The sequence below is a fragment of the Trichococcus sp. TS_SC_9 genome, assembly GCF_056156325.1.
On record NZ_CM149591.1, the window covers coordinates 1,200,414 to 1,226,530 of the forward strand.

At 49.1% G+C, this 26,117-nt stretch carries 9 protein-coding genes, 58 tRNA genes and 6 rRNA genes; 70 read left to right on the top strand and 3 right to left on the bottom strand.

The window, feature by feature from the left end; genetic code table 11:
* The first annotated feature begins 485 nt into the window (after nucleotides 1-485).
* From AC0J5I_RS05645 to AC0J5I_RS05980, 68 genes are all read left to right on the top strand, one after another.
* Nucleotides 486-2,044, top strand: a 16S ribosomal RNA gene (locus tag AC0J5I_RS05645).
* 210 nt (nucleotides 2,045-2,254) lie between these two features.
* Nucleotides 2,255-5,168, top strand: a 23S ribosomal RNA gene (locus AC0J5I_RS05650).
* A gap of 91 nt (nucleotides 5,169-5,259) precedes the next feature.
* Nucleotides 5,260-5,375, top strand: a 5S ribosomal RNA gene (rrf, locus tag AC0J5I_RS05655).
* The 16S, 23S and 5S rRNA genes sit together here with 27 tRNA genes alongside, the layout of an rRNA operon.
* 22 nt (nucleotides 5,376-5,397) lie before the next feature.
* Nucleotides 5,398-5,471 (top strand) — tRNA-Asn (locus AC0J5I_RS05660).
* 14 nt (nucleotides 5,472-5,485) lie between these two features.
* Nucleotides 5,486-5,558, top strand: a tRNA-Lys gene (locus AC0J5I_RS05665).
* 3 nt (nucleotides 5,559-5,561) lie between these two features.
* Nucleotides 5,562-5,643: transfer RNA gene (locus AC0J5I_RS05670), tRNA-Leu, on the top strand.
* A gap of 11 nt (nucleotides 5,644-5,654) precedes the next feature.
* Nucleotides 5,655-5,730 (top strand) — tRNA-Thr (locus tag AC0J5I_RS05675).
* Between the two features lie 3 nt (nucleotides 5,731-5,733).
* Nucleotides 5,734-5,805, top strand: a tRNA-Gly gene (locus AC0J5I_RS05680).
* A 47-nt stretch (nucleotides 5,806-5,852) separates the two neighbouring features.
* Nucleotides 5,853-5,938: transfer RNA gene (locus tag AC0J5I_RS05685), tRNA-Leu, on the top strand.
* A 5-nt stretch (nucleotides 5,939-5,943) separates the two neighbouring features.
* A tRNA-Arg gene (locus AC0J5I_RS05690) sits at nucleotides 5,944-6,017 on the top strand.
* Nucleotides 6,018-6,035: 18 nt separating this feature from the next.
* A tRNA-Pro gene (locus AC0J5I_RS05695) sits at nucleotides 6,036-6,109 on the top strand.
* A gap of 15 nt (nucleotides 6,110-6,124) precedes the next feature.
* A tRNA-Ala gene (locus tag AC0J5I_RS05700) sits at nucleotides 6,125-6,197 on the top strand.
* 11 nt (nucleotides 6,198-6,208) lie between these two features.
* Nucleotides 6,209-6,282 (top strand) — tRNA-Met (locus tag AC0J5I_RS05705).
* A gap of 14 nt (nucleotides 6,283-6,296) precedes the next feature.
* Nucleotides 6,297-6,370: transfer RNA gene (locus AC0J5I_RS05710), tRNA-Ile, on the top strand.
* A gap of 20 nt (nucleotides 6,371-6,390) precedes the next feature.
* Nucleotides 6,391-6,480, top strand: a tRNA-Ser gene (locus AC0J5I_RS05715).
* 29 nt (nucleotides 6,481-6,509) lie between these two features.
* Nucleotides 6,510-6,582 (top strand) — tRNA-Met (locus tag AC0J5I_RS05720).
* Between the two features lie 22 nt (nucleotides 6,583-6,604).
* Nucleotides 6,605-6,680, top strand: a tRNA-Asp gene (locus AC0J5I_RS05725).
* A gap of 1 nt (nucleotide 6,681) precedes the next feature.
* Nucleotides 6,682-6,752 (top strand) — tRNA-Gly (locus AC0J5I_RS05730).
* A gap of 11 nt (nucleotides 6,753-6,763) precedes the next feature.
* Nucleotides 6,764-6,837 (top strand) — tRNA-Ile (locus AC0J5I_RS05735).
* Between the two features lie 36 nt (nucleotides 6,838-6,873).
* A tRNA-Ser gene (locus AC0J5I_RS05740) sits at nucleotides 6,874-6,961 on the top strand.
* 27 nt (nucleotides 6,962-6,988) lie between these two features.
* Nucleotides 6,989-7,060 (top strand) — tRNA-Glu (locus AC0J5I_RS05745).
* Between the two features lie 16 nt (nucleotides 7,061-7,076).
* A tRNA-Val gene (locus AC0J5I_RS05750) sits at nucleotides 7,077-7,149 on the top strand.
* A 2-nt stretch (nucleotides 7,150-7,151) separates the two neighbouring features.
* Nucleotides 7,152-7,224 (top strand) — tRNA-Asp (locus AC0J5I_RS05755).
* Nucleotides 7,225-7,243: 19 nt separating this feature from the next.
* Nucleotides 7,244-7,316 (top strand) — tRNA-Phe (locus AC0J5I_RS05760).
* A gap of 13 nt (nucleotides 7,317-7,329) precedes the next feature.
* A tRNA-Tyr gene (locus AC0J5I_RS05765) sits at nucleotides 7,330-7,410 on the top strand.
* Between the two features lie 23 nt (nucleotides 7,411-7,433).
* Nucleotides 7,434-7,504: transfer RNA gene (locus AC0J5I_RS05770), tRNA-Trp, on the top strand.
* An 18-nt stretch (nucleotides 7,505-7,522) separates the two neighbouring features.
* Nucleotides 7,523-7,595: transfer RNA gene (locus tag AC0J5I_RS05775), tRNA-His, on the top strand.
* Between the two features lie 7 nt (nucleotides 7,596-7,602).
* A tRNA-Gln gene (locus AC0J5I_RS05780) sits at nucleotides 7,603-7,674 on the top strand.
* Nucleotides 7,675-7,696: 22 nt separating this feature from the next.
* A tRNA-Cys gene (locus AC0J5I_RS05785) sits at nucleotides 7,697-7,767 on the top strand.
* A 45-nt stretch (nucleotides 7,768-7,812) separates the two neighbouring features.
* Nucleotides 7,813-7,896 (top strand) — tRNA-Leu (locus AC0J5I_RS05790).
* A 311-nt stretch (nucleotides 7,897-8,207) separates the two neighbouring features.
* Entirely contained in the window at nucleotides 8,208-9,275 is a 1,068-nt protein-coding gene (gene uxuA, locus AC0J5I_RS05795) for a mannonate dehydratase (RefSeq protein ID WP_475304528.1), read from the top strand.
* Nucleotides 9,276-9,307: 32 nt separating this feature from the next.
* Nucleotides 9,308-9,949 (top strand): bifunctional 4-hydroxy-2-oxoglutarate aldolase/2-dehydro-3-deoxy-phosphogluconate aldolase, encoded by a 642-nt coding sequence (locus AC0J5I_RS05800; RefSeq protein ID WP_475304530.1) that lies wholly within the window; start codon nucleotides 9,308-9,310, stop codon nucleotides 9,947-9,949.
* Between the two features lie 734 nt (nucleotides 9,950-10,683).
* Nucleotides 10,684-12,114 (top strand): anthranilate synthase component I, encoded by a 1,431-nt coding sequence (gene trpE, locus AC0J5I_RS05805; protein ID WP_475304534.1) that lies wholly within the window; start codon nucleotides 10,684-10,686, stop codon nucleotides 12,112-12,114.
* A complete protein-coding gene (locus AC0J5I_RS05810) occupies nucleotides 12,115-12,711 on the top strand; it encodes an anthranilate synthase component II (protein WP_475304537.1) in 597 nt (198 codons plus the stop codon). It begins immediately after the preceding gene.
* A 567-nt stretch (nucleotides 12,712-13,278) separates the two neighbouring features.
* Nucleotides 13,279-14,837: ribosomal RNA gene (locus AC0J5I_RS05815) — 16S ribosomal RNA — on the top strand.
* Between the two features lie 210 nt (nucleotides 14,838-15,047).
* Nucleotides 15,048-17,961, top strand: a 23S ribosomal RNA gene (locus AC0J5I_RS05820).
* A gap of 91 nt (nucleotides 17,962-18,052) precedes the next feature.
* Nucleotides 18,053-18,168, top strand: a 5S ribosomal RNA gene (gene rrf / locus AC0J5I_RS05825).
* 22 nt (nucleotides 18,169-18,190) lie between these two features.
* Nucleotides 18,191-18,264 (top strand) — tRNA-Asn (locus AC0J5I_RS05830).
* Between the two features lie 14 nt (nucleotides 18,265-18,278).
* Nucleotides 18,279-18,351, top strand: a tRNA-Lys gene (locus tag AC0J5I_RS05835).
* A 3-nt stretch (nucleotides 18,352-18,354) separates the two neighbouring features.
* Nucleotides 18,355-18,436 (top strand) — tRNA-Leu (locus AC0J5I_RS05840).
* A gap of 11 nt (nucleotides 18,437-18,447) precedes the next feature.
* Nucleotides 18,448-18,523, top strand: a tRNA-Thr gene (locus AC0J5I_RS05845).
* A 3-nt stretch (nucleotides 18,524-18,526) separates the two neighbouring features.
* A tRNA-Gly gene (locus AC0J5I_RS05850) sits at nucleotides 18,527-18,598 on the top strand.
* 47 nt (nucleotides 18,599-18,645) lie between these two features.
* Nucleotides 18,646-18,731 (top strand) — tRNA-Leu (locus tag AC0J5I_RS05855).
* A gap of 5 nt (nucleotides 18,732-18,736) precedes the next feature.
* Nucleotides 18,737-18,810 (top strand) — tRNA-Arg (locus AC0J5I_RS05860).
* A gap of 18 nt (nucleotides 18,811-18,828) precedes the next feature.
* Nucleotides 18,829-18,902, top strand: a tRNA-Pro gene (locus tag AC0J5I_RS05865).
* A 15-nt stretch (nucleotides 18,903-18,917) separates the two neighbouring features.
* Nucleotides 18,918-18,990: transfer RNA gene (locus tag AC0J5I_RS05870), tRNA-Ala, on the top strand.
* An 11-nt stretch (nucleotides 18,991-19,001) separates the two neighbouring features.
* Nucleotides 19,002-19,075, top strand: a tRNA-Met gene (locus tag AC0J5I_RS05875).
* A gap of 14 nt (nucleotides 19,076-19,089) precedes the next feature.
* Nucleotides 19,090-19,163 (top strand) — tRNA-Ile (locus AC0J5I_RS05880).
* Nucleotides 19,164-19,183: 20 nt separating this feature from the next.
* Nucleotides 19,184-19,273: transfer RNA gene (locus tag AC0J5I_RS05885), tRNA-Ser, on the top strand.
* A 29-nt stretch (nucleotides 19,274-19,302) separates the two neighbouring features.
* A tRNA-Met gene (locus AC0J5I_RS05890) sits at nucleotides 19,303-19,375 on the top strand.
* 89 nt (nucleotides 19,376-19,464) lie between these two features.
* Nucleotides 19,465-19,540 (top strand) — tRNA-Asp (locus AC0J5I_RS05895).
* 1 nt (nucleotide 19,541) lies between these two features.
* Nucleotides 19,542-19,612: transfer RNA gene (locus AC0J5I_RS05900), tRNA-Gly, on the top strand.
* Between the two features lie 11 nt (nucleotides 19,613-19,623).
* Nucleotides 19,624-19,697, top strand: a tRNA-Ile gene (locus AC0J5I_RS05905).
* 36 nt (nucleotides 19,698-19,733) lie between these two features.
* Nucleotides 19,734-19,821 (top strand) — tRNA-Ser (locus AC0J5I_RS05910).
* A gap of 27 nt (nucleotides 19,822-19,848) precedes the next feature.
* Nucleotides 19,849-19,920: transfer RNA gene (locus tag AC0J5I_RS05915), tRNA-Glu, on the top strand.
* A 79-nt stretch (nucleotides 19,921-19,999) separates the two neighbouring features.
* A tRNA-Val gene (locus AC0J5I_RS05920) sits at nucleotides 20,000-20,072 on the top strand.
* 25 nt (nucleotides 20,073-20,097) lie between these two features.
* Nucleotides 20,098-20,169: transfer RNA gene (locus tag AC0J5I_RS05925), tRNA-Glu, on the top strand.
* A 101-nt stretch (nucleotides 20,170-20,270) separates the two neighbouring features.
* Nucleotides 20,271-20,342: transfer RNA gene (locus tag AC0J5I_RS05930), tRNA-Glu, on the top strand.
* A gap of 101 nt (nucleotides 20,343-20,443) precedes the next feature.
* Nucleotides 20,444-20,515: transfer RNA gene (locus tag AC0J5I_RS05935), tRNA-Glu, on the top strand.
* A 16-nt stretch (nucleotides 20,516-20,531) separates the two neighbouring features.
* A tRNA-Val gene (locus AC0J5I_RS05940) sits at nucleotides 20,532-20,604 on the top strand.
* A 2-nt stretch (nucleotides 20,605-20,606) separates the two neighbouring features.
* A tRNA-Asp gene (locus tag AC0J5I_RS05945) sits at nucleotides 20,607-20,679 on the top strand.
* A gap of 19 nt (nucleotides 20,680-20,698) precedes the next feature.
* Nucleotides 20,699-20,771, top strand: a tRNA-Phe gene (locus tag AC0J5I_RS05950).
* Between the two features lie 13 nt (nucleotides 20,772-20,784).
* Nucleotides 20,785-20,865, top strand: a tRNA-Tyr gene (locus tag AC0J5I_RS05955).
* A 23-nt stretch (nucleotides 20,866-20,888) separates the two neighbouring features.
* Nucleotides 20,889-20,959, top strand: a tRNA-Trp gene (locus AC0J5I_RS05960).
* An 18-nt stretch (nucleotides 20,960-20,977) separates the two neighbouring features.
* A tRNA-His gene (locus AC0J5I_RS05965) sits at nucleotides 20,978-21,050 on the top strand.
* 7 nt (nucleotides 21,051-21,057) lie between these two features.
* Nucleotides 21,058-21,129 (top strand) — tRNA-Gln (locus tag AC0J5I_RS05970).
* A gap of 22 nt (nucleotides 21,130-21,151) precedes the next feature.
* A tRNA-Cys gene (locus AC0J5I_RS05975) sits at nucleotides 21,152-21,222 on the top strand.
* A gap of 45 nt (nucleotides 21,223-21,267) precedes the next feature.
* Nucleotides 21,268-21,351: transfer RNA gene (locus AC0J5I_RS05980), tRNA-Leu, on the top strand.
* Between the two features lie 286 nt (nucleotides 21,352-21,637).
* Here the strand turns inward: AC0J5I_RS05980 and AC0J5I_RS05985 are convergent.
* Entirely contained in the window at nucleotides 21,638-22,615 is a 978-nt protein-coding gene (locus tag AC0J5I_RS05985; protein WP_475304541.1) for an aldo/keto reductase, read from the bottom strand.
* Between the two features lie 179 nt (nucleotides 22,616-22,794).
* Here AC0J5I_RS05985 and AC0J5I_RS05990 point away from each other — a divergent pair, with 179 nt between their 5' ends.
* Together AC0J5I_RS05990 and AC0J5I_RS05995 are read left to right on the top strand one after the other, a co-directional pair.
* Nucleotides 22,795-23,556: a carboxymuconolactone decarboxylase family protein gene (locus AC0J5I_RS05990; RefSeq protein WP_475304545.1), complete on the top strand. Its 762-nt coding sequence runs from the start codon at nucleotides 22,795-22,797 to the stop codon at nucleotides 23,554-23,556.
* 17 nt (nucleotides 23,557-23,573) lie between these two features.
* Nucleotides 23,574-23,930 carry a MerR family transcriptional regulator gene (locus tag AC0J5I_RS05995; protein ID WP_475304549.1) on the top strand — a complete coding sequence of 119 codons (357 nt, stop codon included), beginning with the start codon at nucleotides 23,574-23,576 and terminating at the stop codon, nucleotides 23,928-23,930.
* 88 nt (nucleotides 23,931-24,018) lie between these two features.
* On the opposite strand, the gene citC is transcribed toward AC0J5I_RS05995, so the two are convergent.
* Together citC and AC0J5I_RS06005 are read right to left on the bottom strand one after the other, a co-directional pair.
* Nucleotides 24,019-25,065 (bottom strand): [citrate (pro-3S)-lyase] ligase, encoded by a 1,047-nt coding sequence (citC, locus tag AC0J5I_RS06000; protein ID WP_475304554.1) that lies wholly within the window; start codon nucleotides 25,063-25,065, stop codon nucleotides 24,019-24,021.
* An 18-nt stretch (nucleotides 25,066-25,083) separates the two neighbouring features.
* Nucleotides 25,084-25,935 (bottom strand): LysR family transcriptional regulator, encoded by an 852-nt coding sequence (locus AC0J5I_RS06005; protein WP_475304557.1) that lies wholly within the window; start codon nucleotides 25,933-25,935, stop codon nucleotides 25,084-25,086.
* Between the last annotated feature and the right edge of the window lie 182 nt (nucleotides 25,936-26,117).

Consider the following 26,117-nt stretch of genomic DNA (forward strand, 5'->3'; position numbering starts at 1 on the left):
GGAATGAGAATTATTGCCAGTAGAAGAGACCGCTCAGAGCCTTGGTTTTGAAGAATCGGCAATCATTCAGAAAAAAAAAGAAAAGAATCGTTGACAGCCCGAAGCCAGGATGATAGTATATAGAAGTTGTCCGCCAGAATCGACTTTGAAATGATTTGAAAAAATTGTTGACATGCGATTTAGAGCGTGATATTATATAAAAGTTGCTGATCCAAGCATCTGCAAGCCGATAACGCTTCTGGAAAAAATTCAGAAAAGGCTTGACGGAGAGCCGGAGCCGTGATATTATGAATAAGCAATCACGTAATACGTGATACACGATTGACCTTTGAAAACTGAATAAAGAATGAACGAACCAAATGTGCAAGGAGCTTAGACTTCGGTCGAAGCAAACGAAGACGATACTTAGTATCGCAAACATAAAGTCAGCAAAAAATTAAGAGCAATCAGCTTAACGTGTAGGATTTCTGTACAAGAGTCCACATTTACATGAGAGTTTGATCCTGGCTCAGGACGAACGCTGGCGGCGTGCCTAATACATGCAAGTCGAACGGTCTTTTCTATGGAAGCTTGCTTCCACTGAGAAGATAGTGGCGGACGGGTGAGTAACACGTGGGTAACCTGCCCATAAGAGGGGGATAACATCCGGAAACGGGTGCTAATACCGCATAGTTTTCTTGATCGCATGATCGAGAAAGGAAAGACGGCCTTTGTGCTGTCGCTTATGGATGGACCCGCGGCGTATTAGTTAGTTGGTGAGGTAATGGCTCACCAAGACGATGATACGTAGCCGACCTGAGAGGGTGATCGGCCACATTGGGACTGAGACACGGCCCAAACTCCTACGGGAGGCAGCAGTAGGGAATCTTCCGCAATGGACGAAAGTCTGACGGAGCAACGCCGCGTGAGTGAAGAAGGTTTTCGGATCGTAAAACTCTGTTGTCAGAGAAGAACAAGTTGGAGAGTAACTGCTCCAGCCTTGACGGTATCTGACCAGAAAGCCACGGCTAACTACGTGCCAGCAGCCGCGGTAATACGTAGGTGGCAAGCGTTGTCCGGATTTATTGGGCGTAAAGCGAGCGCAGGCGGTTCCTTAAGTCTGATGTGAAAGCCCACGGCTCAACCGTGGAAGGTCATTGGAAACTGGGGAACTTGAGTGCAGAAGAGGAGAGTGGAATTCCATGTGTAGCGGTGAAATGCGTAGATATATGGAGGAACACCAGTGGCGAAGGCGACTCTCTGGTCTGTAACTGACGCTGAGGCTCGAAAGCGTGGGGAGCAAACAGGATTAGATACCCTGGTAGTCCACGCCGTAAACGATGAGTGCTAAGTGTTGGAGGGTTTCCACCCTTCAGTGCTGCAGCTAACGCATTAAGCACTCCGCCTGGGGAGTACGGCCGCAAGGCTGAAACTCAAAGGAATTGACGGGGACCCGCACAAGCGGTGGAGCATGTGGTTTAATTCGAAGCAACGCGAAGAACCTTACCAGGTCTTGACATCCTTTGACAATCCTAGAGATAGGACTTTCCCTTCGGGGACAAAGTGACAGGTGGTGCATGGTTGTCGTCAGCTCGTGTCGTGAGATGTTGGGTTAAGTCCCGCAACGAGCGCAACCCCTATTGTTAGTTGCCAGCATTCAGTTGGGCACTCTAATGAGACTGCCGGTGACAAACCGGAGGAAGGTGGGGATGACGTCAAATCATCATGCCCCTTATGACCTGGGCTACACACGTGCTACAATGGATGGTACAACGAGCAGCAAGACCGCGAGGTCAAGCGAATCTCTTAAAGCCATTCTCAGTTCGGATTGCAGGCTGCAACTCGCCTGCATGAAGCCGGAATCGCTAGTAATCGCGGATCAGCACGCCGCGGTGAATACGTTCCCGGGTCTTGTACACACCGCCCGTCACACCACGAGAGTTTGTAACACCCGAAGTCGGTGAGGTAACCTTTATGGAGCCAGCCGCCTAAGGTGGGACAGATGATTGGGGTGAAGTCGTAACAAGGTAGCCGTATCGGAAGGTGCGGCTGGATCACCTCCTTTCTAAGGAATATAATGGAATCCTTGCTTGGTTCAATCATTCTTTGTTCAGTTTTGAGAGATCAATCTCTCAAGCAAGACAATTTGTTCTTTGAAAACTGAATACTACAAAAATAAAGTAAGAAACCTAAACATTTTACCGCGTTTTAAGTTAACTTAAATGAGTTTTTAACGAAATAAGTTAGCAAGCCAGCAATGGCGAGCTTAACCATAGGTTAAGTGAATAAGGGCGCACGGTGGATGCCTAGGCACTAGGAGCCGATGAAGGACGGGACTAACACCGATATGCTCCGGGGAGCTGTAAGTAAGCTTTGATCCGGAGATTTCCGAATGGGGCAACCCAATATCTTTGATAGGATATTACGTTACACTGAATACATAGGTGTATCGAGGAACACGCAGGGAACTGAAACATCTCATTACCTGCAGGAAGAGAAAGAAAATTCGATTCCCTTAGTAGCGGCGAGCGAAACGGGAAAAGCCCAAACCAAAGAGCTTGCTCTTTGGGGTTGTAGGACTGGGACATGAGACTGCAATGGATAGCAGAAGCCAACTGGAAAGTTGCGCAAAATAGGGTAATAGCCCCGTATGCGAAATCCAAATCAGCTCTACCAGTATCCTGAGTACGGCGGAACACGAGAAATTCCGTCGGAATCCGGGAGGACCATCTCCCAAGGCTAAATACTCCCTAGTGACCGATAGTGAACCAGTACCGTGAGGGAAAGGTGAAAAGCACCCCGGAAGGGGAGTGAAACAGTACCTGAAACCGTGTGCCTACAAGTAGTCAAAGCCCGTTAATGGGTGATGGCGTACCTTTTGTAGAATGGACCGGCGAGTTACGATTTCATGCAAGGTTAAGTTGCAAAGACGGAGCCGCAGCGAAAGCGAGTCTGAATAGGGCGAATAAGTATGAGGTCGTAGACCCGAAACCAAGTGACCTACCCATGTCCAGGTTGAAGGTGCGGTAATACGCACTGGAGGACCGAACCCACGCACGTTGAAAAGTGCGGGGATGAGGTGTGGGTAGCGGAGAAATTCCAATCGAACTTGGAGATAGCTGGTTCTCTCCGAAATAGCTTTAGGGCTAGCCTCGGATATGCGAATCATGGAGGTAGAGCACTGTTTGGACTAGGGGCCCTTCTCGGGTTACCGAATTCAGATAAACTCCGAATGCCATTGATTTAGATCCGGGAGTCAGACTGCGAGTGATAAGATCCGTAGTCAAAAGGGAAACAGCCCAGACCACCAGCTAAGGTCCCAAAGTATCTGTTAAGTGGAAAAGGATGTGGGGTTGCATAGACAACTAGGATGTTGGCTCAGAAGCAGCCATCATTTAAAGAGTGCGTAATAGCTCACTAGTCGAGTGACCCTGCGCCGAAAATTTACCGGGGCTAAACAGATCACCGAAGCTGTGGATGGAACCTTCGGGTTCCGTGGTAGGAGAGCGTTCTAAGGGCATCGAAGCCAGATCGTGAGGACTGGTGGAGCGCTTAGAAGTGAGAATGCCGGTATGAGTAGCGCAAGACGGGTGAGAATCCCGTCCACCGAATAACTAAGGTTTCCTGGGGAAGGCTCGTCCTCCCAGGGTTAGTCGGGACCTAAGCTGAGGCCGATAGGCGTAGGCGATGGACAACAGGTTGATATTCCTGTACCAGTTGCTTTTGTTTGAGCGATGGAGGGACGCAGGAGGCTAAGGAATGCACACGATCGGAAATGTGTGTCCAAGCAGCAAGTCTGAGAACGAGTGAAATGCTTTTTCTCTTAAGGACAAGCTGTGATGGGGAGCGAAATTTAGTAGCGAAGTTCCTGATGTCACACTGCCAAGAAAAGCTTCTAGTGAGAAAGTAACTGCCCGTACCGCAAACCGACACAGGTAGTTGAGGAGAGAATCCTAAGGTGTGCGAGAGAACTCTCGTTAAGGAACTCGGCAAAATGACCCCGTAACTTCGGGAGAAGGGGTGCTGACCGCAAGGTCAGCCGCAGTGAATAGGCCCAAGCGACTGTTTATCAAAAACACAGGTCTCTGCAAAATCGAAAGATGACGTATAGGGGCTGACGCCTGCCCGGTGCTGGAAGGTTAAGAGGAGAGGTTAGCGCAAGCGAAGCTTTGAATTGAAGCCCCAGTAAACGGCGGCCGTAACTATAACGGTCCTAAGGTAGCGAAATTCCTTGTCGGGTAAGTTCCGACCCGCACGAAAGGCGTAACGATTTGGGCACTGTCTCAACGAGAGACTCGGTGAAATTATAGTACCAGTGAAGATGCTGGTTACCCGCGACAGGACGGAAAGACCCCATGGAGCTTTACTGCAGTTTGATATTGCGTGTTTGTATCACATGTACAGGATAGGTAGGAGCCAATGATACCGGGACGCCAGTCTCGGAGGAGGCAACGGTGGGATACTACCCTTGTGATATGACCACTCTAACCCGCTGCTCTTAGCGAGCAGGGAGACAGTGTCAGACGGGCAGTTTGACTGGGGCGGTCGCCTCCAAAAATGTAACGGAGGCGCCCAAAGGTTCCCTCAGAATGGTTGGAAATCATTCGTAGAGTGTAAAGGCAGAAGGGAGCTTGACTGCGAGACCTACAAGTCGAGCAGGGACGAAAGTCGGGCTTAGTGATCCGGTGGTTCCGCATGGAAGGGCCATCGCTCAACGGATAAAAGCTACCCTGGGGATAACAGGCTTATCTCCCCCAAGAGTTCACATCGACGGGGAGGTTTGGCACCTCGATGTCGGCTCATCGCATCCTGGGGCTGTAGTCGGTCCCAAGGGTTGGGCTGTTCGCCCATTAAAGCGGTACGCGAGCTGGGTTCAGAACGTCGTGAGACAGTTCGGTCCCTATCCGTCGCGGGCGTTGGAAATTTGAGAGGAGCTGTCCTTAGTACGAGAGGACCGGGATGGACACACCGCTGGTGTACCAGTTGTTCTGCCAAGAGCATCGCTGGGTAGCTATGTGTGGACGGGATAAACGCTGAAAGCATCTAAGCGTGAAGCCCCCCTCAAGATGAGATTTCCCATCACTTTAAGTGAGTAAGACCCCTGAGAGATGATCAGGTAGATAGGTTGGGAGTGGAAGTACAGCGATGTATGGAGCGGACCAATACTAATCGGTCGAGGACTTAACCAATTTTTAAAAGATGAAAACTCAAGCGGTGTTTTCGGGTTCCCTTTAAATTTGTAGATTCAGTTTTGAGAGAACAACGTTCTCTTGAAAAATGTGCGGTGACGATGGCAAGAAGGTCACACCTGTTCCCATCTCGAACACAGAAGTTAAGCTTCTTAGCGCCGATTGTAGTGAAGGGTTTCCCTTTGTGAGAGTAGGACGTTGCCGCGCTTTTTTTTGTATACAGAATTATTCCGCAATAGCTCAGTTGGTAGTAGCGCATGACTGTTAATCATGATGTCGTAGGTTCGAGTCCTACTTGCGGAGTTTTTTCTTAAGATGAGTTATTAGCTCAGTTGGTAGAGCATCTGACTTTTAATCAGAGGGTCGCAGGTTCGAGCCCTGCATAACTCATTTGCGGGTGTGGCGGAATTGGCAGACGCACTAGATTTAGGATCTAGCGCCGCAAGGCGTGGGGGTTCAAGTCCCTCCACCCGCATAATTTAATACGCCGGCTTAGCTCAGTTGGTAGAGCATCTGATTTGTAATCAGAGGGTCGAGGGTTCGAATCCTTTAGCCGGCACCATTCGCGGAAGTAGTTCAGTGGTAGAACATCACCTTGCCAAGGTGGGGGTCGCGGGTTCGAACCCCGTCTTCCGCTTTCATAAGGACTATGCCAGACCTTATGAAAGCAACAAACAGTAACATGCCGGGGTGGCGGAACTGGCAGACGCACAGGACTTAAAATCCTGCGGTGAGTGATCACCGTATCGGTTCGATTCCGATTCTCGGCATATAGGCACCCATAGCTCAATTGGATAGAGTACTTGACTACGAATCAAGCGGTTACAGGTTCGACTCCTGTTGGGTGCATTTTTTAATATTTTCAAACGGGAAGTAGCTCAGCTTGGTAGAGCACTTGGTTTGGGACCAAGGGGTCGCAGGTTCGAATCCTGTCTTCCCGATTCAACAATCTTCACGGGGCCTTAGCTCAGCTGGGAGAGCGCCTGCCTTGCACGCAGGAGGTCAGCGGTTCGATCCCGCTAGGCTCCATTTTCATTTTTGGCGGTGTAGCTCAGATGGCTAGAGCATCCGGTTCATACCCGGAAGGTCATGGGTTCGACCCCCTTCGCCGCTATTATACCTTGCTTCGGACCTTTAGCTCAGTTGGTTAGAGCAGACGGCTCATAACCGTCCGGTCGCAGGTTCGAGTCCTGCAAGGTCCATGAAAAAATTATCAGCTTATGGAGGATTACCCAAGTCCGGCTGAAGGGAACGGTCTTGAAAACCGTCAGGCGTGTAAAAGCGCGCAAGGGTTCGAATCCCTTATCCTCCTTTAGTGGCCTCAGGCCATTGTATTATTATCGCGGGGTGGAGCAGTTGGCAGCTCGCCGGGCTCATAACCCGGAGGTCACAGGTTCAAGTCCTGTCCCCGCAATTGTTTTCTTTTTTTAACGCATGGTTCCGTGGTGTAGGGGTCAACATGCCTGCCTGTCACGCAGGAGATCGCGGGTTCAAATCCCGTCGGAGCCGCCATGCGGGTGTAGTTTAGTGGTAAAACCCCAGCCTTCCAAGCTGATGTCGGGAGTTCGATTCTCCTCACCCGCTTTTTTAAAGAAGGGCCTATAGCTCAGCTGGTTAGAGCGCACGCCTGATAAGCGTGAGGTCGATGGTTCGAGTCCATTTAGGCCCATTGATAAAGCATACAGATAGTGGAGTTCTCTTTTAAGGGGAAGTACTCAAGTGGCTGAAGAGGCGCCCCTGCTAAGGGTGTAGGTCGTTAACGCGGCGCGAGGGTTCAAATCCCTCCTTCTCCGTAGCTTTATCGCAAAGAATAAAAGCATGGTCCGTTGGTCAAGCGGTTAAGACACCGCCCTTTCACGGCGGTAACACGGGTTCGATTCCCGTACGGATCATTGTTTCCAGCATTATGGAGGTTTAGCTCAGCTGGGAGAGCGTCTGCCTTACAAGCAGAATGTCGGCGGTTCGATCCCGTCAACCTCCATTGGTTCCGTGGTGTAGGGGTTAACATGCCTGCCTGTCACGCAGGAGATCGCGGGTTCAAATCCCGTCGGAGCCGTTTTTTTAAATTTTATTTTGGTCTGATAGCTCAGTTGGTAGAGCACTTGATTGAAGCTCAAGGTGTCGGCGGTTCGAATCCGTCTCGGACCATTTTTTATATGATGGAGGGATAGCGAAGTGGCTAAACGCGGCGGACTGTAAATCCGCTCTTTCGGGTTCGGCAGTTCGAATCTGCCTCCCTCCATTTTTTAAAAGCTTACTCTGAATAGGGGTATAGTTTAAAGGTAGAACAACGGTCTCCAAAACCGTCGGTGTGGGTTCAAGTCCTACTACCCCTGTATCAACATTATATTATGGCGATTGTGGCGAAGTGGTTAACGCACCGGTTTGTGGATCCGGCATTCGTGGGTTCAATTCCCATCAGTCGCCCTCTTATTGGGCTATCGCCAAGCGGTAAGGCAACAGACTTTGACTCTGTCATTCGTTGGTTCGAATCCAGCTAGCCCAGTTTTTTTTAATAGTAACACCTCGGCGGTATAGCCAAGTGGTAAGGCACAGGTCTGCAAAACCTCTATCACCGGTTCAAATCCGGTTACCGCCTTTCCATAAGTACAAATAAGATGGAAAATTGCATTCTTCATATCATACCGGCGTGGCGGAATTGGCAGACGCGCTGGACTCAAAATCCAGTGCCCGCAAGGGCGTGCCGGTTCGACCCCGGCCGCCGGTATCACATCTGAAAAACCCAGAAAGATTATTTCATCTTTCTGGGTTTTTTTGTCGGATTTTTTTAACGGTGATTATCTGTTCTTTTTACTCTAGAGCTACGGCATTTATAAAAGAAAAAATATTTTCTTTTGATTTTCCCTTTACAAAAAAATATTTTTTTGTATAATAAGAGTATAAAGGTTGGATGCGCTATCATATCGCTGGAGTTGCGAATGGCCAAAGAACGGATGGTTTAAGTGCTTGGTAAGGCATCAAAGCTGGAAAACAATCAAGAGGACAATATTTCTCAAGGAAAAGGAAGGGTGAAGTGTAATGAAATGGGGATTTAGATGGTATGGGGAAAAGGGAGATACAATTCCGTTGAAACATGTTCGACAAATACCGGGAATAAACGGTGTTGTGGGTACTCTGTTGAACAAACTGCCTGGAGATGTGTGGGAAATTTCTGAGATTCAAGAATTGAAAGAGTCAGTTGAAAAAGGCGGTCTGGAATTACTGGGGATCGAAAGCGTGGCGATTCATGACGCAATCAAAGCGGGAACACCTGAACGCGATCACTACATTGAAAATTACATCAAGACAATCAAGAACCTATCCGCATGCGATGTTCGCATGATTTGTTACAGCTTCAAACCGATTTTCGGCTGGGCAAAAACAGACTTGTTCTATGAAAATAAAGATGGCAGCTTCTCGCTTGTATACGATCAAGCTGTCGTTGACAAGATGGAACCGGCTGATATGTTTAAACTGATTCACAGCCAATCGAAAGGGTTCAGCCTACCTGGTTGGGAAGAAGAGCGCCTGAATAAATTCGGCAAATTGATGGAAATGTACGAAGGCGTTACAGAAGAAATCTTATTTGAAAACCTGAGCTATTTCTTGAAAAAAATCATTCCGGTCTGCGAGGAAATGGATGTCAAAATGGCGATTCACCCTGATGATCCTCCATTTGCACTATTCGGCTTGCCTCGTATCACAAAGAATTTGCAAGACCTAAAAAAAATCCTCAGCATTGTGGATTCTCCATACAACGGACTTACGCTTTGCACGGGTTCACTTGGGGCTGAACCAAACAATGACATGGTTGAAATCATCCGTGAAGTCGGACACAGAATCAATTTTGTTCACTTCCGCAATGTCGAATTCTTGGGCGAACGCAAATTCAGGGAATCAGCACATTTGAGCACGGATGGATCCTTGGATATGTACGCCATCATGAAAGCTTTAGTGGATGTCGGGTTTGACGGAGTTATCCGTCCCGATCATGGGCGTACGGTTTTTGACGAAGTCGCAATGCCTGGGTATGGGTTGTATGACCGCGCAATGGGCATTACGTATCTGCAAGGATTGCATGAAGCAATCACGAAGGCAAAAGGATAAGCTTCCTTTATGCAAGAAAGTGAGAGTGGCATATGTTAGCAAATATGGAACACGAAATTTATCGACAAATCGAGGAAACGAAATTGTTGCCTCTTTATACCGCTACGGATCTTTCCTGTTTGGATCGATTGGAAGAGATTCTGATCAAGAACGAGGTGCGGTTCATTGAAGTGACGTTCCGAAGCAACTTAGCTTTGGATGCCATGAAGAAATTGGCTCAGTCAGGCGAGCTGATTGTTGGAGCAGGAACGGTGAGAACGCTGAAAGAAGCAAAAGACGCGGTTGAAAATGGCGCGAAGTTCATTGTTTCGCCAGCGATCGTTCCGGACGTAATCGAGTACTGCATCAAGCATGATATCCCTGTGTTTCCTGGGACGGCGACGCCTGGAGATATTCAACGTGCTACGGAATATGGAATCAAAGTAGTGAAATTTTTCCCCGCAGATATTTACGGTGGGTTAAAAGCGATCAACGCTTTGAGCGGTCCTTTCTACGATGTTAAGTTCCTGCCGACTGGCGGAATCAACGAAGAAAACTTTATGGAATATGTCCAAAATGATCATATAGTTGCTGTGGGCGGTTCGTTTATCATTTCCGAATCGGCCATCCAAAAAGATGGTGGCGAAACAGCGGATAAAACACTGAAATCATTGGTGGACAAAATCAGAGCCTAGAGAATAGCTGGAGGTCGGTTGTTGAAACGATCCTATGCCAATCAAGCTGAAATTAGTGGAGTAATGACACGAGGGTGTTGTTGCTCTGCTTTTTTTTTCCGTGCCTACTTGAGTGACTGATAATGGTCAGACGTGACCTGCTTGTCGCAAAGTAATACTATCGCACTAAAAAATGAGCACTTATCAGTTGACAATAATGAGAAATAGATTATAATAAATTGAAATTACACTAATAAAATCTGTGATGAGAAGTAGTAGCCAATGGCGTTTAGTCAAAGCGAGTTTGGGGTAGTGAAAGCCAAGCACTGTAGCGGTTGGTAAATGGATCTCTGAGACGTGATGCGAAACTTATAGTAGCAAAAACCGGGGGTCCGCCGTTAAAAGGACGGGGTATCGAGTAACATCCGTACCCGCAGAGCGAGTTTTGTACTGAGGTGGCAAACGAATGGAAACATTTCGTCCTTTTGAGGAGGAAGTGTTTTTTTGATTCTGTAGTATTAGCGCGAAAACAATGCATAGCCCATTTTTTGGTGACGCATTGGGTCCTTGATTCCGTTTGGGAGGCAAGGAGCGCAAAGAACGACAGAGTCGAGCGTGAGTCAACAGTAGAGAACTAATATGGGTGGCACCGCGGCTACATCGTCCCATTATAGGGGATGTTGTGGCTTTTTTTGTACCCAAAATCCCCTGAGTCAAGCAAAAATAGTGAAAAATTCTCATTAGGGGTGAATGAAATGTTTAATCTGACAGCAACAGAATTTGCAGCAACAAAAAAACAGAATAAGGTGTTTCCGGTACACTTGACGGTCAATGCAGACCAATTGACGCCCATCGGTATGTACTACAATCTCGAAGGGGAGCATAAGTTTTTGTTCGAGAGCGTCTTTTCTGAGCGGGAAATCGGCAGATATTCCTTTCTGGGTTCGAATCCTTACAAAAGCATCACGAGTATGGGCGAAGACGTGACGATCATCACCGATGGACAATCCGTGCACAAAAAAGGCAAAGTGCTCGATTACGTAAAAGAGCATGTATCGATTCCCTATCTTAAGACCGATATCCCGTTGCCTTTTGTAGGAGGAGCGATCGGCTATGTCGGTTATGATGTCATCCGACAGTACGAAAAACTGCCGAATGTGAACGCGGATGAACTGCAGGCGCCGGAAGCCTATTTGATGTTCTACAAGCAATTCATCAGTTATGACCACTACCAACACAAAATGATGCTCGTCCATAATGTTTTCCCCGAGGATATGGAGGATTATGAAACAATCACCGCCAATCTGGAACAATTAGCCGAAACGATGAACCAGACGAACGGCATCCGACCTTTCCAAGAGGTGAATCCGAATCAAGAGGTTTCCTCAAACGTCAGTGAAGCGGAATTTTGTACGCTCGTCGAAAAGGCGAAAGAATACATCAAAGCTGGCGACATCTTTCAGGTTGTCCTCTCGCAACGGCTGAAAATCAAGTCCGAATCCGAATCTTTCGATATCTACAGAAGACTGCGCACGAAGAATCCATCGCCTTATCTTTTCTATATCGACCTGGGCGATTTCCAGGTGATCGGGTCCTCTCCAGAAAGCTTGGTCACCGTTCAGGATGGCGAAGTCATGACGAATCCGATAGCCGGAACGCGCAGAAGAGGGAAGAATGAAGAGGAAGACAATGAGTTGAAGAAAGAGTTGCTTGCGGACGAGAAGGAACGGGCAGAACATGTGATGCTGGTGGATCTGGGACGGAACGATATCGGCAGGATCAGCGAATTCGGCAGCGTGAAGCTGGATAAGTTCATGGAAGTGGATATCTACTCCCACGTGATGCATATCGTTTCGAAAGTGACCGGCAAGTTGAAACCGGGTCTGACCTGTTTTGAAGCCTTGAGCGCGTGTTTGCCTGTAGGGACCGTTTCCGGTGCGCCGAAGATACGGGCAATGGGCATCATCGATGAATTGGAAAAAACGAAGCGGGGCATCTATGCCGGTGCGGTTGGCTATTTCTCCTATAATGGCAACATGGACACGTGCATCGCCATCCGTACCATCATTCTCAAGGACGGCTTCGCCTATGTCCAAGCTGGCGCAGGGATTGTGCATGATTCCGTTCCGCAGTCGGAATATACTGAGACACTCAACAAAGCAATGGCCTTGAAGGAGGTAATCTGAATGATTTTATTGATCGATAATTATGATTCCTTTACGTATAACCTCTATCAATACATCGGAGAAATCAACCCAGATGTGCTGGTCGTGCGCAATGATGCCCTGACACTGGATGAAATGAAGGCGATGGATCTGGATTGCATCATCCTTTCCCCAGGACCCGGCGTGCCGGAAGATGCCGGGATTTGCGTCGATGTGGTCAGGGAATTTGCCGGAAGAGTGCCTTTGCTGGGGATCTGTCTCGGGCACCAAGCCATCGGGTATGCCTATGGCGGGAATGTCATCCGTGCAGAGACGCTTAAGCACGGAAAAACCTCCATGGTCACGCATAACGGGGATCCTCTTTTTCAAGGGATCGCTTCCCCTTTCGAGGTCATGCGTTACCATTCGCTGGTAGTCGAGGAAAAGAGCCTTCCCGATGAACTGGAAATACTCTCAAAAAGTGTGGATGATGGCGTCATCATGGCGATGAAGCACAAAGAGCATGCCGTCTATGGCCTGCAGTTCCATCCCGAGTCCATCTTCACCAAAGATGGTCAGACAATTATTCGGAACTTTTTGGAAAATATCGCTAAAAAAACAGCGCAGCCAGTGAACTAATCTAAATAGGTATGGGTGAGCGGGACAAATCCATCAGAGCTTCCGATTGCGAAAGTCGGAAGCTTTTGTTGAAATACAGTGCGTTTGGACCGCTGCCGCGCATGCCGGTTGGAGAGCAATTATAACGTTTCTTAGGTCTGTGTCGAAAGGTTTAAAAAAAATTAAAAAATCGTTGACAGCATTCGGCTGCGATGATAGTATATAGAAGTTGTCCGCCAGAATCGGCTTTGAAATGATTTGAAAAAATTGTTGACATGCGATTTAGAGCGTGATATTATATAAAAGTTGCTGATCCAAGCATCTGCAAGCCGATAACGCTTCTGAAAAAAATTCAGAAAAGGCTTGACGGAGAGCCGGAGCCGTGATATTATGAATAAGCAATCACGTAATACGTGATACACGATTGACCTTTGAAAACTGAATAAAGAATGAACGAACCAAATGTGCAAGGAGCTTAGACTTCGGTCGAAGCAAACGAAGACGATACTTAGTATCGCAAACATAAAGTCAGCAAAAAATTAAGAGCAATCAGCTTAACGTGTAGGATTTCTGTACAAGAGTCCACATTTACATGAGAGTTTGATCCTGGCTCAGGACGAACGCTGGCGGCGTGCCTAATACATGCAAGTCGAACGGTCTTTTCTATGGAAGCTTGCTTCCACTGAGAAGATAGTGGCGGACGGGTGAGTAACACGTGGGTAACCTGCCCATAAGAGGGGGATAACATCCGGAAACGGGTGCTAATACCGCATAGTTTTCTTGATCGCATGATCGAGAAAGGAAAGACGGCCTTTGTGCTGTCGCTTATGGATGGACCCGCGGCGTATTAGTTAGTTGGTGAGGTAATGGCTCACCAAGACGATGATACGTAGCCGACCTGAGAGGGTGATCGGCCACATTGGGACTGAGACACGGCCCAAACTCCTACGGGAGGCAGCAGTAGGGAATCTTCCGCAATGGACGAAAGTCTGACGGAGCAACGCCGCGTGAGTGAAGAAGGTTTTCGGATCGTAAAACTCTGTTGTCAGAGAAGAACAAGTTGGAGAGTAACTGCTCCAGCCTTGACGGTATCTGACCAGAAAGCCACGGCTAACTACGTGCCAGCAGCCGCGGTAATACGTAGGTGGCAAGCGTTGTCCGGATTTATTGGGCGTAAAGCGAGCGCAGGCGGTTCCTTAAGTCTGATGTGAAAGCCCACGGCTCAACCGTGGAAGGTCATTGGAAACTGGGGAACTTGAGTGCAGAAGAGGAGAGTGGAATTCCATGTGTAGCGGTGAAATGCGTAGATATATGGAGGAACACCAGTGGCGAAGGCGACTCTCTGGTCTGTAACTGACGCTGAGGCTCGAAAGCGTGGGGAGCAAACAGGATTAGATACCCTGGTAGTCCACGCCGTAAACGATGAGTGCTAAGTGTTGGAGGGTTTCCACCCTTCAGTGCTGCAGCTAACGCATTAAGCACTCCGCCTGGGGAGTACGGCCGCAAGGCTGAAACTCAAAGGAATTGACGGGGACCCGCACAAGCGGTGGAGCATGTGGTTTAATTCGAAGCAACGCGAAGAACCTTACCAGGTCTTGACATCCTTTGACAATCCTAGAGATAGGACTTTCCCTTCGGGGACAAAGTGACAGGTGGTGCATGGTTGTCGTCAGCTCGTGTCGTGAGATGTTGGGTTAAGTCCCGCAACGAGCGCAACCCCTATTGTTAGTTGCCAGCATTCAGTTGGGCACTCTAATGAGACTGCCGGTGACAAACCGGAGGAAGGTGGGGATGACGTCAAATCATCATGCCCCTTATGACCTGGGCTACACACGTGCTACAATGGATGGTACAACGAGCAGCAAGACCGCGAGGTCAAGCGAATCTCTTAAAGCCATTCTCAGTTCGGATTGCAGGCTGCAACTCGCCTGCATGAAGCCGGAATCGCTAGTAATCGCGGATCAGCACGCCGCGGTGAATACGTTCCCGGGTCTTGTACACACCGCCCGTCACACCACGAGAGTTTGTAACACCCGAAGTCGGTGAGGTAACCTTTATGGAGCCAGCCGCCTAAGGTGGGACAGATGATTGGGGTGAAGTCGTAACAAGGTAGCCGTATCGGAAGGTGCGGCTGGATCACCTCCTTTCTAAGGAATATAATGGAATCCTTGCTTGGTTCAATCATTCTTTGTTCAGTTTTGAGAGATCAATCTCTCAAGCAAGACAATTTGTTCTTTGAAAACTGAATACTACAAAAATAAAGTAAGAAACCTAAACATTTTACCGCGTTTTAAGTTAACTTAAATGAGTTTTTAACGAAATAAGTTAGCAAGCCAGCAATGGCGAGCTTAACCATAGGTTAAGTGAATAAGGGCGCACGGTGGATGCCTAGGCACTAGGAGCCGATGAAGGACGGGACTAACACCGATATGCTCCGGGGAGCTGTAAGTAAGCTTTGATCCGGAGATTTCCGAATGGGGCAACCCAATATCTTTGATAGGATATTACGTTACACTGAATACATAGGTGTATCGAGGAACACGCAGGGAACTGAAACATCTCATTACCTGCAGGAAGAGAAAGAAAATTCGATTCCCTTAGTAGCGGCGAGCGAAACGGGAAAAGCCCAAACCAAAGAGCTTGCTCTTTGGGGTTGTAGGACTGGGACATGAGACTGCAATGGATAGCAGAAGCCAACTGGAAAGTTGCGCAAAATAGGGTAATAGCCCCGTATGCGAAATCCAAATCAGCTCTACCAGTATCCTGAGTACGGCGGAACACGAGAAATTCCGTCGGAATCCGGGAGGACCATCTCCCAAGGCTAAATACTCCCTAGTGACCGATAGTGAACCAGTACCGTGAGGGAAAGGTGAAAAGCACCCCGGAAGGGGAGTGAAACAGTACCTGAAACCGTGTGCCTACAAGTAGTCAAAGCCCGTTAATGGGTGATGGCGTACCTTTTGTAGAATGGACCGGCGAGTTACGATTTCATGCAAGGTTAAGTTGCAAAGACGGAGCCGCAGCGAAAGCGAGTCTGAATAGGGCGAATAAGTATGAGGTCGTAGACCCGAAACCAAGTGACCTACCCATGTCCAGGTTGAAGGTGCGGTAATACGCACTGGAGGACCGAACCCACGCACGTTGAAAAGTGCGGGGATGAGGTGTGGGTAGCGGAGAAATTCCAATCGAACTTGGAGATAGCTGGTTCTCTCCGAAATAGCTTTAGGGCTAGCCTCGGATATGCGAATCATGGAGGTAGAGCACTGTTTGGACTAGGGGCCCTTCTCGGGTTACCGAATTCAGATAAACTCCGAATGCCATTGATTTAGATCCGGGAGTCAGACTGCGAGTGATAAGATCCGTAGTCAAAAGGGAAACAGCCCAGACCACCAGCTAAGGTCCCAAAGTATCTGTTAAGTGGAAAAGGATGTGGGGTTGCATAGACAACTAGGATGTTGGCTCAGAAGCAGCCATCATTTAAAGAGTGCGTAATAGCTCACTAGTCGAGTGACCCTGCGCCGAAAATTTACCGGGGCTAAACAGATCACCGAAGCTGTGGATGGAACCTTCGGGTTCCGTGGTAGGAGAGCGTTCTAAGGGCATCGAAGCCAGATCGTGAGGACTGGTGGAGCGCTTAGAAGTGAGAATGCCGGTATGAGTAGCGCAAGACGGGTGAGAATCCCGTCCACCGAATAACTAAGGTTTCCTGGGGAAGGCTCGTCCTCCCAGGGTTAGTCGGGACCTAAGCTGAGGCCGATAGGCGTAGGCGATGGACAACAGGTTGATATTCCTGTACCAGTTGCTTTTGTTTGAGCGATGGAGGGACGCAGGAGGCTAAGGAATGCACACGATCGGAAATGTGTGTCCAAGCAGCAAGTCTGAGAACGAGTGAAATGCTTTTTCTCTTAAGGACAAGCTGTGATGGGGAGCGAAATTTAGTAGCGAAGTTCCTGATGTCACACTGCCAAGAAAAGCTTCTAGTGAGAAAGTAACTGCCCGTACCGCAAACCGACACAGGTAGTTGAGGAGAGAATCCTAAGGTGTGCGAGAGAACTCTCGTTAAGGAACTCGGCAAAATGACCCCGTAACTTCGGGAGAAGGGGTGCTGACCGCAAGGTCAGCCGCAGTGAATAGGCCCAAGCGACTGTTTATCAAAAACACAGGTCTCTGCAAAATCGAAAGATGACGTATAGGGGCTGACGCCTGCCCGGTGCTGGAAGGTTAAGAGGAGAGGTTAGCGCAAGCGAAGCTTTGAATTGAAGCCCCAGTAAACGGCGGCCGTAACTATAACGGTCCTAAGGTAGCGAAATTCCTTGTCGGGTAAGTTCCGACCCGCACGAAAGGCGTAACGATTTGGGCACTGTCTCAACGAGAGACTCGGTGAAATTATAGTACCAGTGAAGATGCTGGTTACCCGCGACAGGACGGAAAGACCCCATGGAGCTTTACTGCAGTTTGATATTGCGTGTTTGTATCACATGTACAGGATAGGTAGGAGCCAATGATACCGGGACGCCAGTCTCGGAGGAGGCAACGGTGGGATACTACCCTTGTGATATGACCACTCTAACCCGCTGCTCTTAGCGAGCAGGGAGACAGTGTCAGACGGGCAGTTTGACTGGGGCGGTCGCCTCCAAAAATGTAACGGAGGCGCCCAAAGGTTCCCTCAGAATGGTTGGAAATCATTCGTAGAGTGTAAAGGCAGAAGGGAGCTTGACTGCGAGACCTACAAGTCGAGCAGGGACGAAAGTCGGGCTTAGTGATCCGGTGGTTCCGCATGGAAGGGCCATCGCTCAACGGATAAAAGCTACCCTGGGGATAACAGGCTTATCTCCCCCAAGAGTTCACATCGACGGGGAGGTTTGGCACCTCGATGTCGGCTCATCGCATCCTGGGGCTGTAGTCGGTCCCAAGGGTTGGGCTGTTCGCCCATTAAAGCGGTACGCGAGCTGGGTTCAGAACGTCGTGAGACAGTTCGGTCCCTATCCGTCGCGGGCGTTGGAAATTTGAGAGGAGCTGTCCTTAGTACGAGAGGACCGGGATGGACACACCGCTGGTGTACCAGTTGTTCTGCCAAGAGCATCGCTGGGTAGCTATGTGTGGACGGGATAAACGCTGAAAGCATCTAAGCGTGAAGCCCCCCTCAAGATGAGATTTCCCATCACTTTAAGTGAGTAAGACCCCTGAGAGATGATCAGGTAGATAGGTTGGGAGTGGAAGTACAGCGATGTATGGAGCGGACCAATACTAATCGGTCGAGGACTTAACCAATTTTTAAAAGATGAAAACTCAAGCGGTGTTTTCGGGTTCCCTTTAAATTTGTAGATTCAGTTTTGAGAGAACAACGTTCTCTTGAAAAATGTGCGGTGACGATGGCAAGAAGGTCACACCTGTTCCCATCTCGAACACAGAAGTTAAGCTTCTTAGCGCCGATTGTAGTGAAGGGTTTCCCTTTGTGAGAGTAGGACGTTGCCGCGCTTTTTTTTGTATACAGAATTATTCCGCAATAGCTCAGTTGGTAGTAGCGCATGACTGTTAATCATGATGTCGTAGGTTCGAGTCCTACTTGCGGAGTTTTTTCTTAAGATGAGTTATTAGCTCAGTTGGTAGAGCATCTGACTTTTAATCAGAGGGTCGCAGGTTCGAGCCCTGCATAACTCATTTGCGGGTGTGGCGGAATTGGCAGACGCACTAGATTTAGGATCTAGCGCCGCAAGGCGTGGGGGTTCAAGTCCCTCCACCCGCATAATTTAATACGCCGGCTTAGCTCAGTTGGTAGAGCATCTGATTTGTAATCAGAGGGTCGAGGGTTCGAATCCTTTAGCCGGCACCATTCGCGGAAGTAGTTCAGTGGTAGAACATCACCTTGCCAAGGTGGGGGTCGCGGGTTCGAACCCCGTCTTCCGCTTTCATAAGGACTATGCCAGACCTTATGAAAGCAACAAACAGTAACATGCCGGGGTGGCGGAACTGGCAGACGCACAGGACTTAAAATCCTGCGGTGAGTGATCACCGTATCGGTTCGATTCCGATTCTCGGCATATAGGCACCCATAGCTCAATTGGATAGAGTACTTGACTACGAATCAAGCGGTTACAGGTTCGACTCCTGTTGGGTGCATTTTTTAATATTTTCAAACGGGAAGTAGCTCAGCTTGGTAGAGCACTTGGTTTGGGACCAAGGGGTCGCAGGTTCGAATCCTGTCTTCCCGATTCAACAATCTTCACGGGGCCTTAGCTCAGCTGGGAGAGCGCCTGCCTTGCACGCAGGAGGTCAGCGGTTCGATCCCGCTAGGCTCCATTTTCATTTTTGGCGGTGTAGCTCAGATGGCTAGAGCATCCGGTTCATACCCGGAAGGTCATGGGTTCGACCCCCTTCGCCGCTATTATACCTTGCTTCGGACCTTTAGCTCAGTTGGTTAGAGCAGACGGCTCATAACCGTCCGGTCGCAGGTTCGAGTCCTGCAAGGTCCATGAAAAAATTATCAGCTTATGGAGGATTACCCAAGTCCGGCTGAAGGGAACGGTCTTGAAAACCGTCAGGCGTGTAAAAGCGCGCAAGGGTTCGAATCCCTTATCCTCCTTTAGTGGCCTCAGGCCATTGTATTATTATCGCGGGGTGGAGCAGTTGGCAGCTCGCCGGGCTCATAACCCGGAGGTCACAGGTTCAAGTCCTGTCCCCGCAATTGTCATGATTGTCGCTGCTTCAGCAGCTTACAAGCATGATACACTTGGGCGCAAGCCCACAGTGTAACCTCAAAAAATTTTAACGCATGGTTCCGTGGTGTAGGGGTCAACATGCCTGCCTGTCACGCAGGAGATCGCGGGTTCAAATCCCGTCGGAGCCGCCATGCGGGTGTAGTTTAGTGGTAAAACCCCAGCCTTCCAAGCTGATGTCGGGAGTTCGATTCTCCTCACCCGCTTTTTTAAAGAAGGGCCTATAGCTCAGCTGGTTAGAGCGCACGCCTGATAAGCGTGAGGTCGATGGTTCGAGTCCATTTAGGCCCATTGATAAAGCATACAGATAGTGGAGTTCTCTTTTAAGGGGAAGTACTCAAGTGGCTGAAGAGGCGCCCCTGCTAAGGGTGTAGGTCGTTAACGCGGCGCGAGGGTTCAAATCCCTCCTTCTCCGTAGCTTTATCGTAAAGAATAAAAGCATGGTCCGTTGGTCAAGCGGTTAAGACACCGCCCTTTCACGGCGGTAACACGGGTTCGATTCCCGTACGGATCATTGTCATGGTTGTTGCAGCTTCAGCTGTTGTACAAACATGATACACTTGAGCGTCAGCTCACAGTGTTTCCAGCATTATGGAGGTTTAGCTCAGCTGGGAGAGCGTCTGCCTTACAAGCAGAATGTCGGCGGTTCGATCCCGTCAACCTCCATTGCATTATTTATTTCCAATCTTATGGTCCGTTGGTCAAGCGGTTAAGACACCGCCCTTTCACGGCGGTAACACGGGTTCGATTCCCGTACGGATCATCATCCTAGCTGTTGCGGCTCTAGCTGCTTAACGAACAGGATACAAATGGACGTCAGTTCCAACCAATCATTCTCTATCTTAATAGTATTTTCAACCTTACGGTCCGTTGGTCAAGCGGTTAAGACACCGCCCTTTCACGGCGGTAACACGGGTTCGATTCCCGTACGGATCATCATCCTAACTGTTGTGGCTCGGGCTGCTTAACGGACAGGATACGAATGGATGTCAGTTCTGTCCAATCAATCTCCATCTTAATAATATATTCAACCTTATGGTCCGTTGGTCAAGCGGTTAAGACACCGCCCTTTCACGGCGGTAACACGGGTTCGATTCCCGTACGGATCATTGTTTCCAGCATTATGGAGGTTTAGCTCAGCTGGGAGAGCGTCTGCCTTACAAGCAGAATGTCGGCGGTTCGATCCCGTCAACCTCCATTGGTTCCGTGGTGTAGGGGTTAACATGCCTGCCTGTCACGCAGGAGATCGCGGGTTCAAATCCCGTCGGAGCCGTTTTTTTAAATTTTATTTTGGTCTGATAGCTCAGTTGGTAGAGCACTTGATTGAAGCTCAAGGTGTCGGCGGTTCGAATCCGTCTCGGACCATTTTTTATATGATGGAGGGATAGCGAAGTGGCTAAACGCGGCGGACTGTAAATCCGCTCTTTCGGGTTCGGCAGTTCGAATCTGCCTCCCTCCATTTTTTAAAAGCTTACTCTGAATAGGGGTATAGTTTAAAGGTAGAACAACGGTCTCCAAAACCGTCGGTGTGGGTTCAAGTCCTACTACCCCTGTATCAACATTATATTATGGCGATTGTGGCGAAGTGGTTAACGCACCGGTTTGTGGATCCGGCATTCGTGGGTTCAATTCCCATCAGTCGCCCTCTTATTGGGCTATCGCCAAGCGGTAAGGCAACAGACTTTGACTCTGTCATTCGTTGGTTCGAATCCAGCTAGCCCAGTTTTTTTTAATAGTAACACCTCGGCGGTATAGCCAAGTGGTAAGGCACAGGTCTGCAAAACCTCTATCACCGGTTCAAATCCGGTTACCGCCTTTCCATAAGTACAAGTAAGATGGAAAATTGCATTCTTCATATCATGCCGGCGTGGCGGAATTGGCAGACGCGCTGGACTCAAAATCCAGTGCCCGCAAGGGCGTGCCGGTTCGACCCCGGCCGCCGGTATCATACAAAAAAGCCCAGAGAGATGGTTTCCATCTTTCTGGGCTTTTTTTGGCATGGTGATTATGTGCGGCAAGTTTGCTTGGAGCCACAGGATATCTGAACTCCGGTGAAGCTAGGGTTCGCAGGAGTTCAGGTGTCGATTACGCTATTCAGTTCCGGTGAGCAACCCTTAACAGGAGCTGAGCGCCTGGATTGTTTCTTACCTCCGGCGAATCTGTCCTCATCGGAGGTGAGGGCCCCCAGCCTAAACTATCTCGATTCATCCCTCCGCAGATCCTCATCGTTTCTATCTGTATCCCGTAATATTCCTTGGAACGTATGCTTCTTCCAAGTATTTGATTTCTTCGGCGCTCAATGCGACTTCGAATGCGCCAAGGGCATCATCCAGATATTTCACTTTTGTTGCCCCAATCAGTGGGGAGGTGACGAAGTCTTTGCTCAGCATCCAGGCAGTCGCGATTTGTCCGCGGGGGATGCCGCGCTCGTCCGCCAATTTATGAACCCTGGAAATGACTTCGTTGTCGGAAGCCACAATGTATGCAGGCAGATTTGCCTCCACGGCTTGACTGGTGCGGGCTGTGACGGCGCCGATATCCCTCGTCAATCTTCCGCCTGCCAATGGACTCCAAGGCGTTATCGCGATTTTTTGGTCCTGCAGCAAAGGGATCATTTCGCGTTCTTCTTCCCGGTAAAGAAGATTGTACAGGTTCTGCATGGAAACAAATTTCGTCCAACCGTTTTTCTCGGCGATGAATTGGGCCTTCGCAAATTGCCAAGCATGCATGGAGGAAGCTCCGATGTAACGCACTTTCCCCATCTTCACCAAGTCATGCAGTGCTTCCATCGTTTCTTCGATAGGCGTGCCGTAATCCCAGCGGTGGATGATGTACAGATCCAGATAATCCGTCTGCAATCTTTTCAAAGAGTGATCGATTTCGGCGAAGATGCTTTTGCGGGACAAGCCTTTCGCGTTCGGTCCGTCGAACATCGGGAAATACAATTTGGATGCCAGGACGATTTCATCGCGGTTGGCGAAATCCTTCAAAGCCTTCCCGACGATCTCTTCACTGGATCCAGCTGAATACAGATTCGCAGTATCGAAAAAATTGATCCCGGAGTCCAAGGCTTTTTTGATGATTTCGCGGCTTTCCGTTTCGCCGATCGACCATTTTTCCCGACCGCGTTCCGGATCCCCGAATCCCATACAACCCAAACAAAGTCTTGAGACTTCCAGACCGGTATTCCCTAATTTTACATATTCCATGACGGCGCCTCCATTTTTTTATTTTTATTATAAACCTATTGTAACTGTTGGAGTTAACTCCAAGACAAGTGTTTTCTGACGAATAAAAAAATGTTTTTGAATAGCTTCTGTTATGGTTGACTTGGAGTCCACTTCAGGGATTACACTGGAAGCAACAAAAGATGAAGAAGGAGGAATATATGATGGAAATGAGCGGAACTGCAAAAAAGAACCATGATGAATTGTTTCCCGGGCATGTGTCGATACTGGCTGAGAAGGATCCGGAACTAATTGAGGTATTCGATAATTTTGCGTTTGATGAGGTGCTGCAATACGCCAGTTTGGATGTGAAGGAACGGCAAAAAGTGCTGTTGGCTGCTTTGATTGCCATGCAGTGCGTGAACGAGTTCAAGGCGATGGCGAAGGGTGCTTTGAACGTAGGCGTCACGCCGGTTGAAATCAAAGAGATCGTCTATCAGGCTGTCCCTTATGCCGGCTTGGGGAAAGTGTTCGATTTCCTGCATGCGGCCAATGAAGTGTTGGAGGAAAGAGGGATCACGCTGCCGTTGGAGGGGCAATCCACTACGACAATCGAAAACCGTTTTGAGAAGGGCTTGGAAATCGTCCGTGAAGCTGCCGGGGACGCAGTGGACAACATGCTGGACACAATGCCGCAGAACCAGAAGCATTTCGCCACTTTCCTGGCGGATAACTGTTTCGGTGATTTCTTTACCCGCAGCGGCTTATCGATCCAGGAACGGGAACTGCTGAATTTTACCATGCTGGCTTCGATGGGCGGAGCGGAGCAGCAACTGAAGGGGCATATCCGCAACAACCTTCGCGTCGACAATGACAAGAAAAAGCTGTTGGATACGCTCACGGTCCTGTTGCCGTTCATCGGGTATCCGCGGACATTGACGGCGCTGAATTGCCTGAATGAAGTCGCTCCGGAAGAAAGCTGAAAGCGTAGGGGATAAAGATGAAAATCGCTCAAGTCAGCAAAGAGAAAAATGTGTCAATCGATAGTTTGCGTTATTATGAACGGATCGAGCTGATTCCGCCGGTAAAACGGGTTGCAGGCGGAATCCGGGAGTATTCGGATGAGGATCTGCAGTGGCTGGATTTCGTGATGGAGGTGCGAGCGGCGGGGGTGTCGATCGAACCGTTGATCGATTATGTGCACCTGTGCGGAGAAGGCCTCCACACCGTTCCGGCCCGGCGGGATCTGTGGGACGACGAGTGCGACCTGCTTGAAAAGAGGATCCGCGGACTCCAGGAGACCTTGGCGCAAATGAAGGGCAAAGTTGCCCATTATGACGGGATGCTGAAAGGCTAGGGTTGGGACATTTGTTCCAGCTCTTTTTTGTATTTTAGGAAAGCAAAAAAAACTATGGAATGTGGGGATAGCACATTCCATAGTTTTTTCAATAATGAATGACATTATCCGCATTCTTGATCCGTTCGATCACCGGCGCAGCCTCCTCGCTCATGAAAAAATCGTAAGTCGTCTGCGGAACCAGGCTCTTGAACTTTTCGAAATCAGCGTCATGGATGGCTTTGCGCACGGTCGAAGCGCTGATGGCACGGCCGCCGGATTCCTTGCGGGGCACTATGATGCAAGCGATGCCCGCTTTCGGTAGTTCCTTCTGCATGATTTCGTTATAGATATTCGTGACCTGGCTGGTGGGTTCCTCGCCCACATACCGGATGTTGATCCCCAACTTATCGGCAATCTTTTTGAAGATTGCCAGATCGATGCGCGCATGCCCTTGGATGACAGAAACGTCGTCCTTCAGGAAATAGCTCGGGAATGTCGACGTGCTGATGATGTACGGGCCGCTGTCGTGGTAGCGGACATTCTTAAGATGGGCAGTCCCCGCCATGACCAATTTTTTGCGCACAGCGAAAGGCACAAGGCTGGCATCTTCGCTGACAATGAATACATGCAGCGCATCGTTTTCGGCGGCGGCTTTCTCGATCAGATATTGATGGCCTAAAGTGAATGGGTTCGCGTTCACGACGATTGCGGCTGTCTTCAGCGCATCGATCTTATCGACGGCAAGATTGTCCAGGTAATCGGAAAAACCGGTCCGGCGGTTCTCCATGAAGACGACCTGATCCGCCACATGGGCAATTTCGTAGAAACCAAGGTCACCGAAGAATTTCGCGGTGTCGCATTTTGTATAAAGGAACAGATGCAGGTTGCCGCGATCAAACTGAACAGTGATGAGATGGGAGATGATTTCGTTCAACAAGCCTTCGCCTTGATGATCTTTGCTGACGGCCAGGCAGCGGAGTGTGTTGCCGAAGCAACTGCCGGTGGCGATGATGTTCATGTCATCATCGTACATGCCGCAGGTGTAATCCAGGTTCTTGTCGCGGGCGATGCCTTCATCTTCCAACAGCAGATCGACTTTTTTGTTGCCGAATGAATCTTTTGGGAAAATGCGGGAAATGTTGTAATCTGACATGCGATTTCCTCCTATTAGTTATGTTTTTCTGATTATGTCTACGAATGCTTTGACTTGAGGCAGCATCAGGGCCTGTTCTGAGTAAAGGATGTAGGTTGAGCGCACAAAAGGCTCTCCGTTGGCGAAGACAATCGGTTCGATATGGCCGTCAAAGTCCTTCAGACAGATTTCGGGAACGATCGCCCAGCCCAGTCCGTGCTTGACCATCTCGACGCAAGTGGAAATATTGTCGACGTGGATGCTATAGTTTTTCGGGTGCAATCCGTTTTCGTGCATCCATTGTCCCATTTCCCTTTCCGACTCCACATCGGAATTCCGGCCGATGTAGGGCAACTCCTGAAGTGTGCGCTCCTTATCCTGCAAGGAACGGATGACGCACATGTTCTCCCGGGAGAGCAGCAGCTTGTTGCTTTTCCATTCATACTCACCGCGCAGGATGGCAACATCGATCGTACCGTTGATCATCTGGACATACAGTTTTCGGCTTTGGTCCGTCGTGACGTGCGTGTTCACGTGGGGGTAGCGGTGGCAATAGTCAGCCAAGACATCCGGCAGCGCATAGAGGGCATAATTGATCGAAACGCCGGCACGGAGTGTGCCGCACACATAGTCTTTTTGTGAATCCAGGTTATCGCGCATCATCTTCAGCTGATCGGAGGCCTCTTTGCTGCGGCGTAGCACCTCTTCCCCTTCAGGAGTGAAATGGATGCCTTGTCTCGAACGCAGCATCAGGCAGATGCCGAGCTCATCTTCGATGGCGCGGATGCGTTTCGAAAGGGACGACTGGGAAATGAACAGCCTATCAGCGGCGTGCGTAATGTTTTTGGTGTCGTTCAAGGTAATCAACAGTTCAAAATCTCTTTCATCCATGGATGCAACTCCTTTTTAAATATTCGCTTTATGATTCCTTATAAGAATTGAAAATAAAAAAAAAATCTACTTTGGAATGGATGGGGTAGTGTTATGTTTCTATTTGTAACCGTTCTATCGATAAACATTATACATCAAAACGAGCAAATGCCCATATCCACAATCATTCCATATCGGAATGG

Coding starts and splice junctions, on each gene's coding strand:
- uxuA (WP_475304528.1), top strand. CDS start 8,208: ATGAAATGGGGATTTAGATGGTATGGGGAAAAGGGAGATACAATTCCG.
- AC0J5I_RS05800 (WP_475304530.1), top strand. CDS start 9,308: ATGTTAGCAAATATGGAACACGAAATTTATCGACAAATCGAGGAAACG.
- trpE (WP_475304534.1), top strand. CDS start 10,684: ATGTTTAATCTGACAGCAACAGAATTTGCAGCAACAAAAAAACAGAAT.
- AC0J5I_RS05810 (WP_475304537.1), top strand. CDS start 12,115: ATGATTTTATTGATCGATAATTATGATTCCTTTACGTATAACCTCTAT.
- AC0J5I_RS05985 (WP_475304541.1), bottom strand. CDS start 22,615: ATGGAATATGTAAAATTAGGGAATACCGGTCTGGAAGTCTCAAGACTT.
- AC0J5I_RS05990 (WP_475304545.1), top strand. CDS start 22,795: ATGATGGAAATGAGCGGAACTGCAAAAAAGAACCATGATGAATTGTTT.
- AC0J5I_RS05995 (WP_475304549.1), top strand. CDS start 23,574: ATGAAAATCGCTCAAGTCAGCAAAGAGAAAAATGTGTCAATCGATAGT.
- citC (WP_475304554.1), bottom strand. CDS start 25,065: ATGTCAGATTACAACATTTCCCGCATTTTCCCAAAAGATTCATTCGGC.
- AC0J5I_RS06005 (WP_475304557.1), bottom strand. CDS start 25,935: ATGGATGAAAGAGATTTTGAACTGTTGATTACCTTGAACGACACCAAA.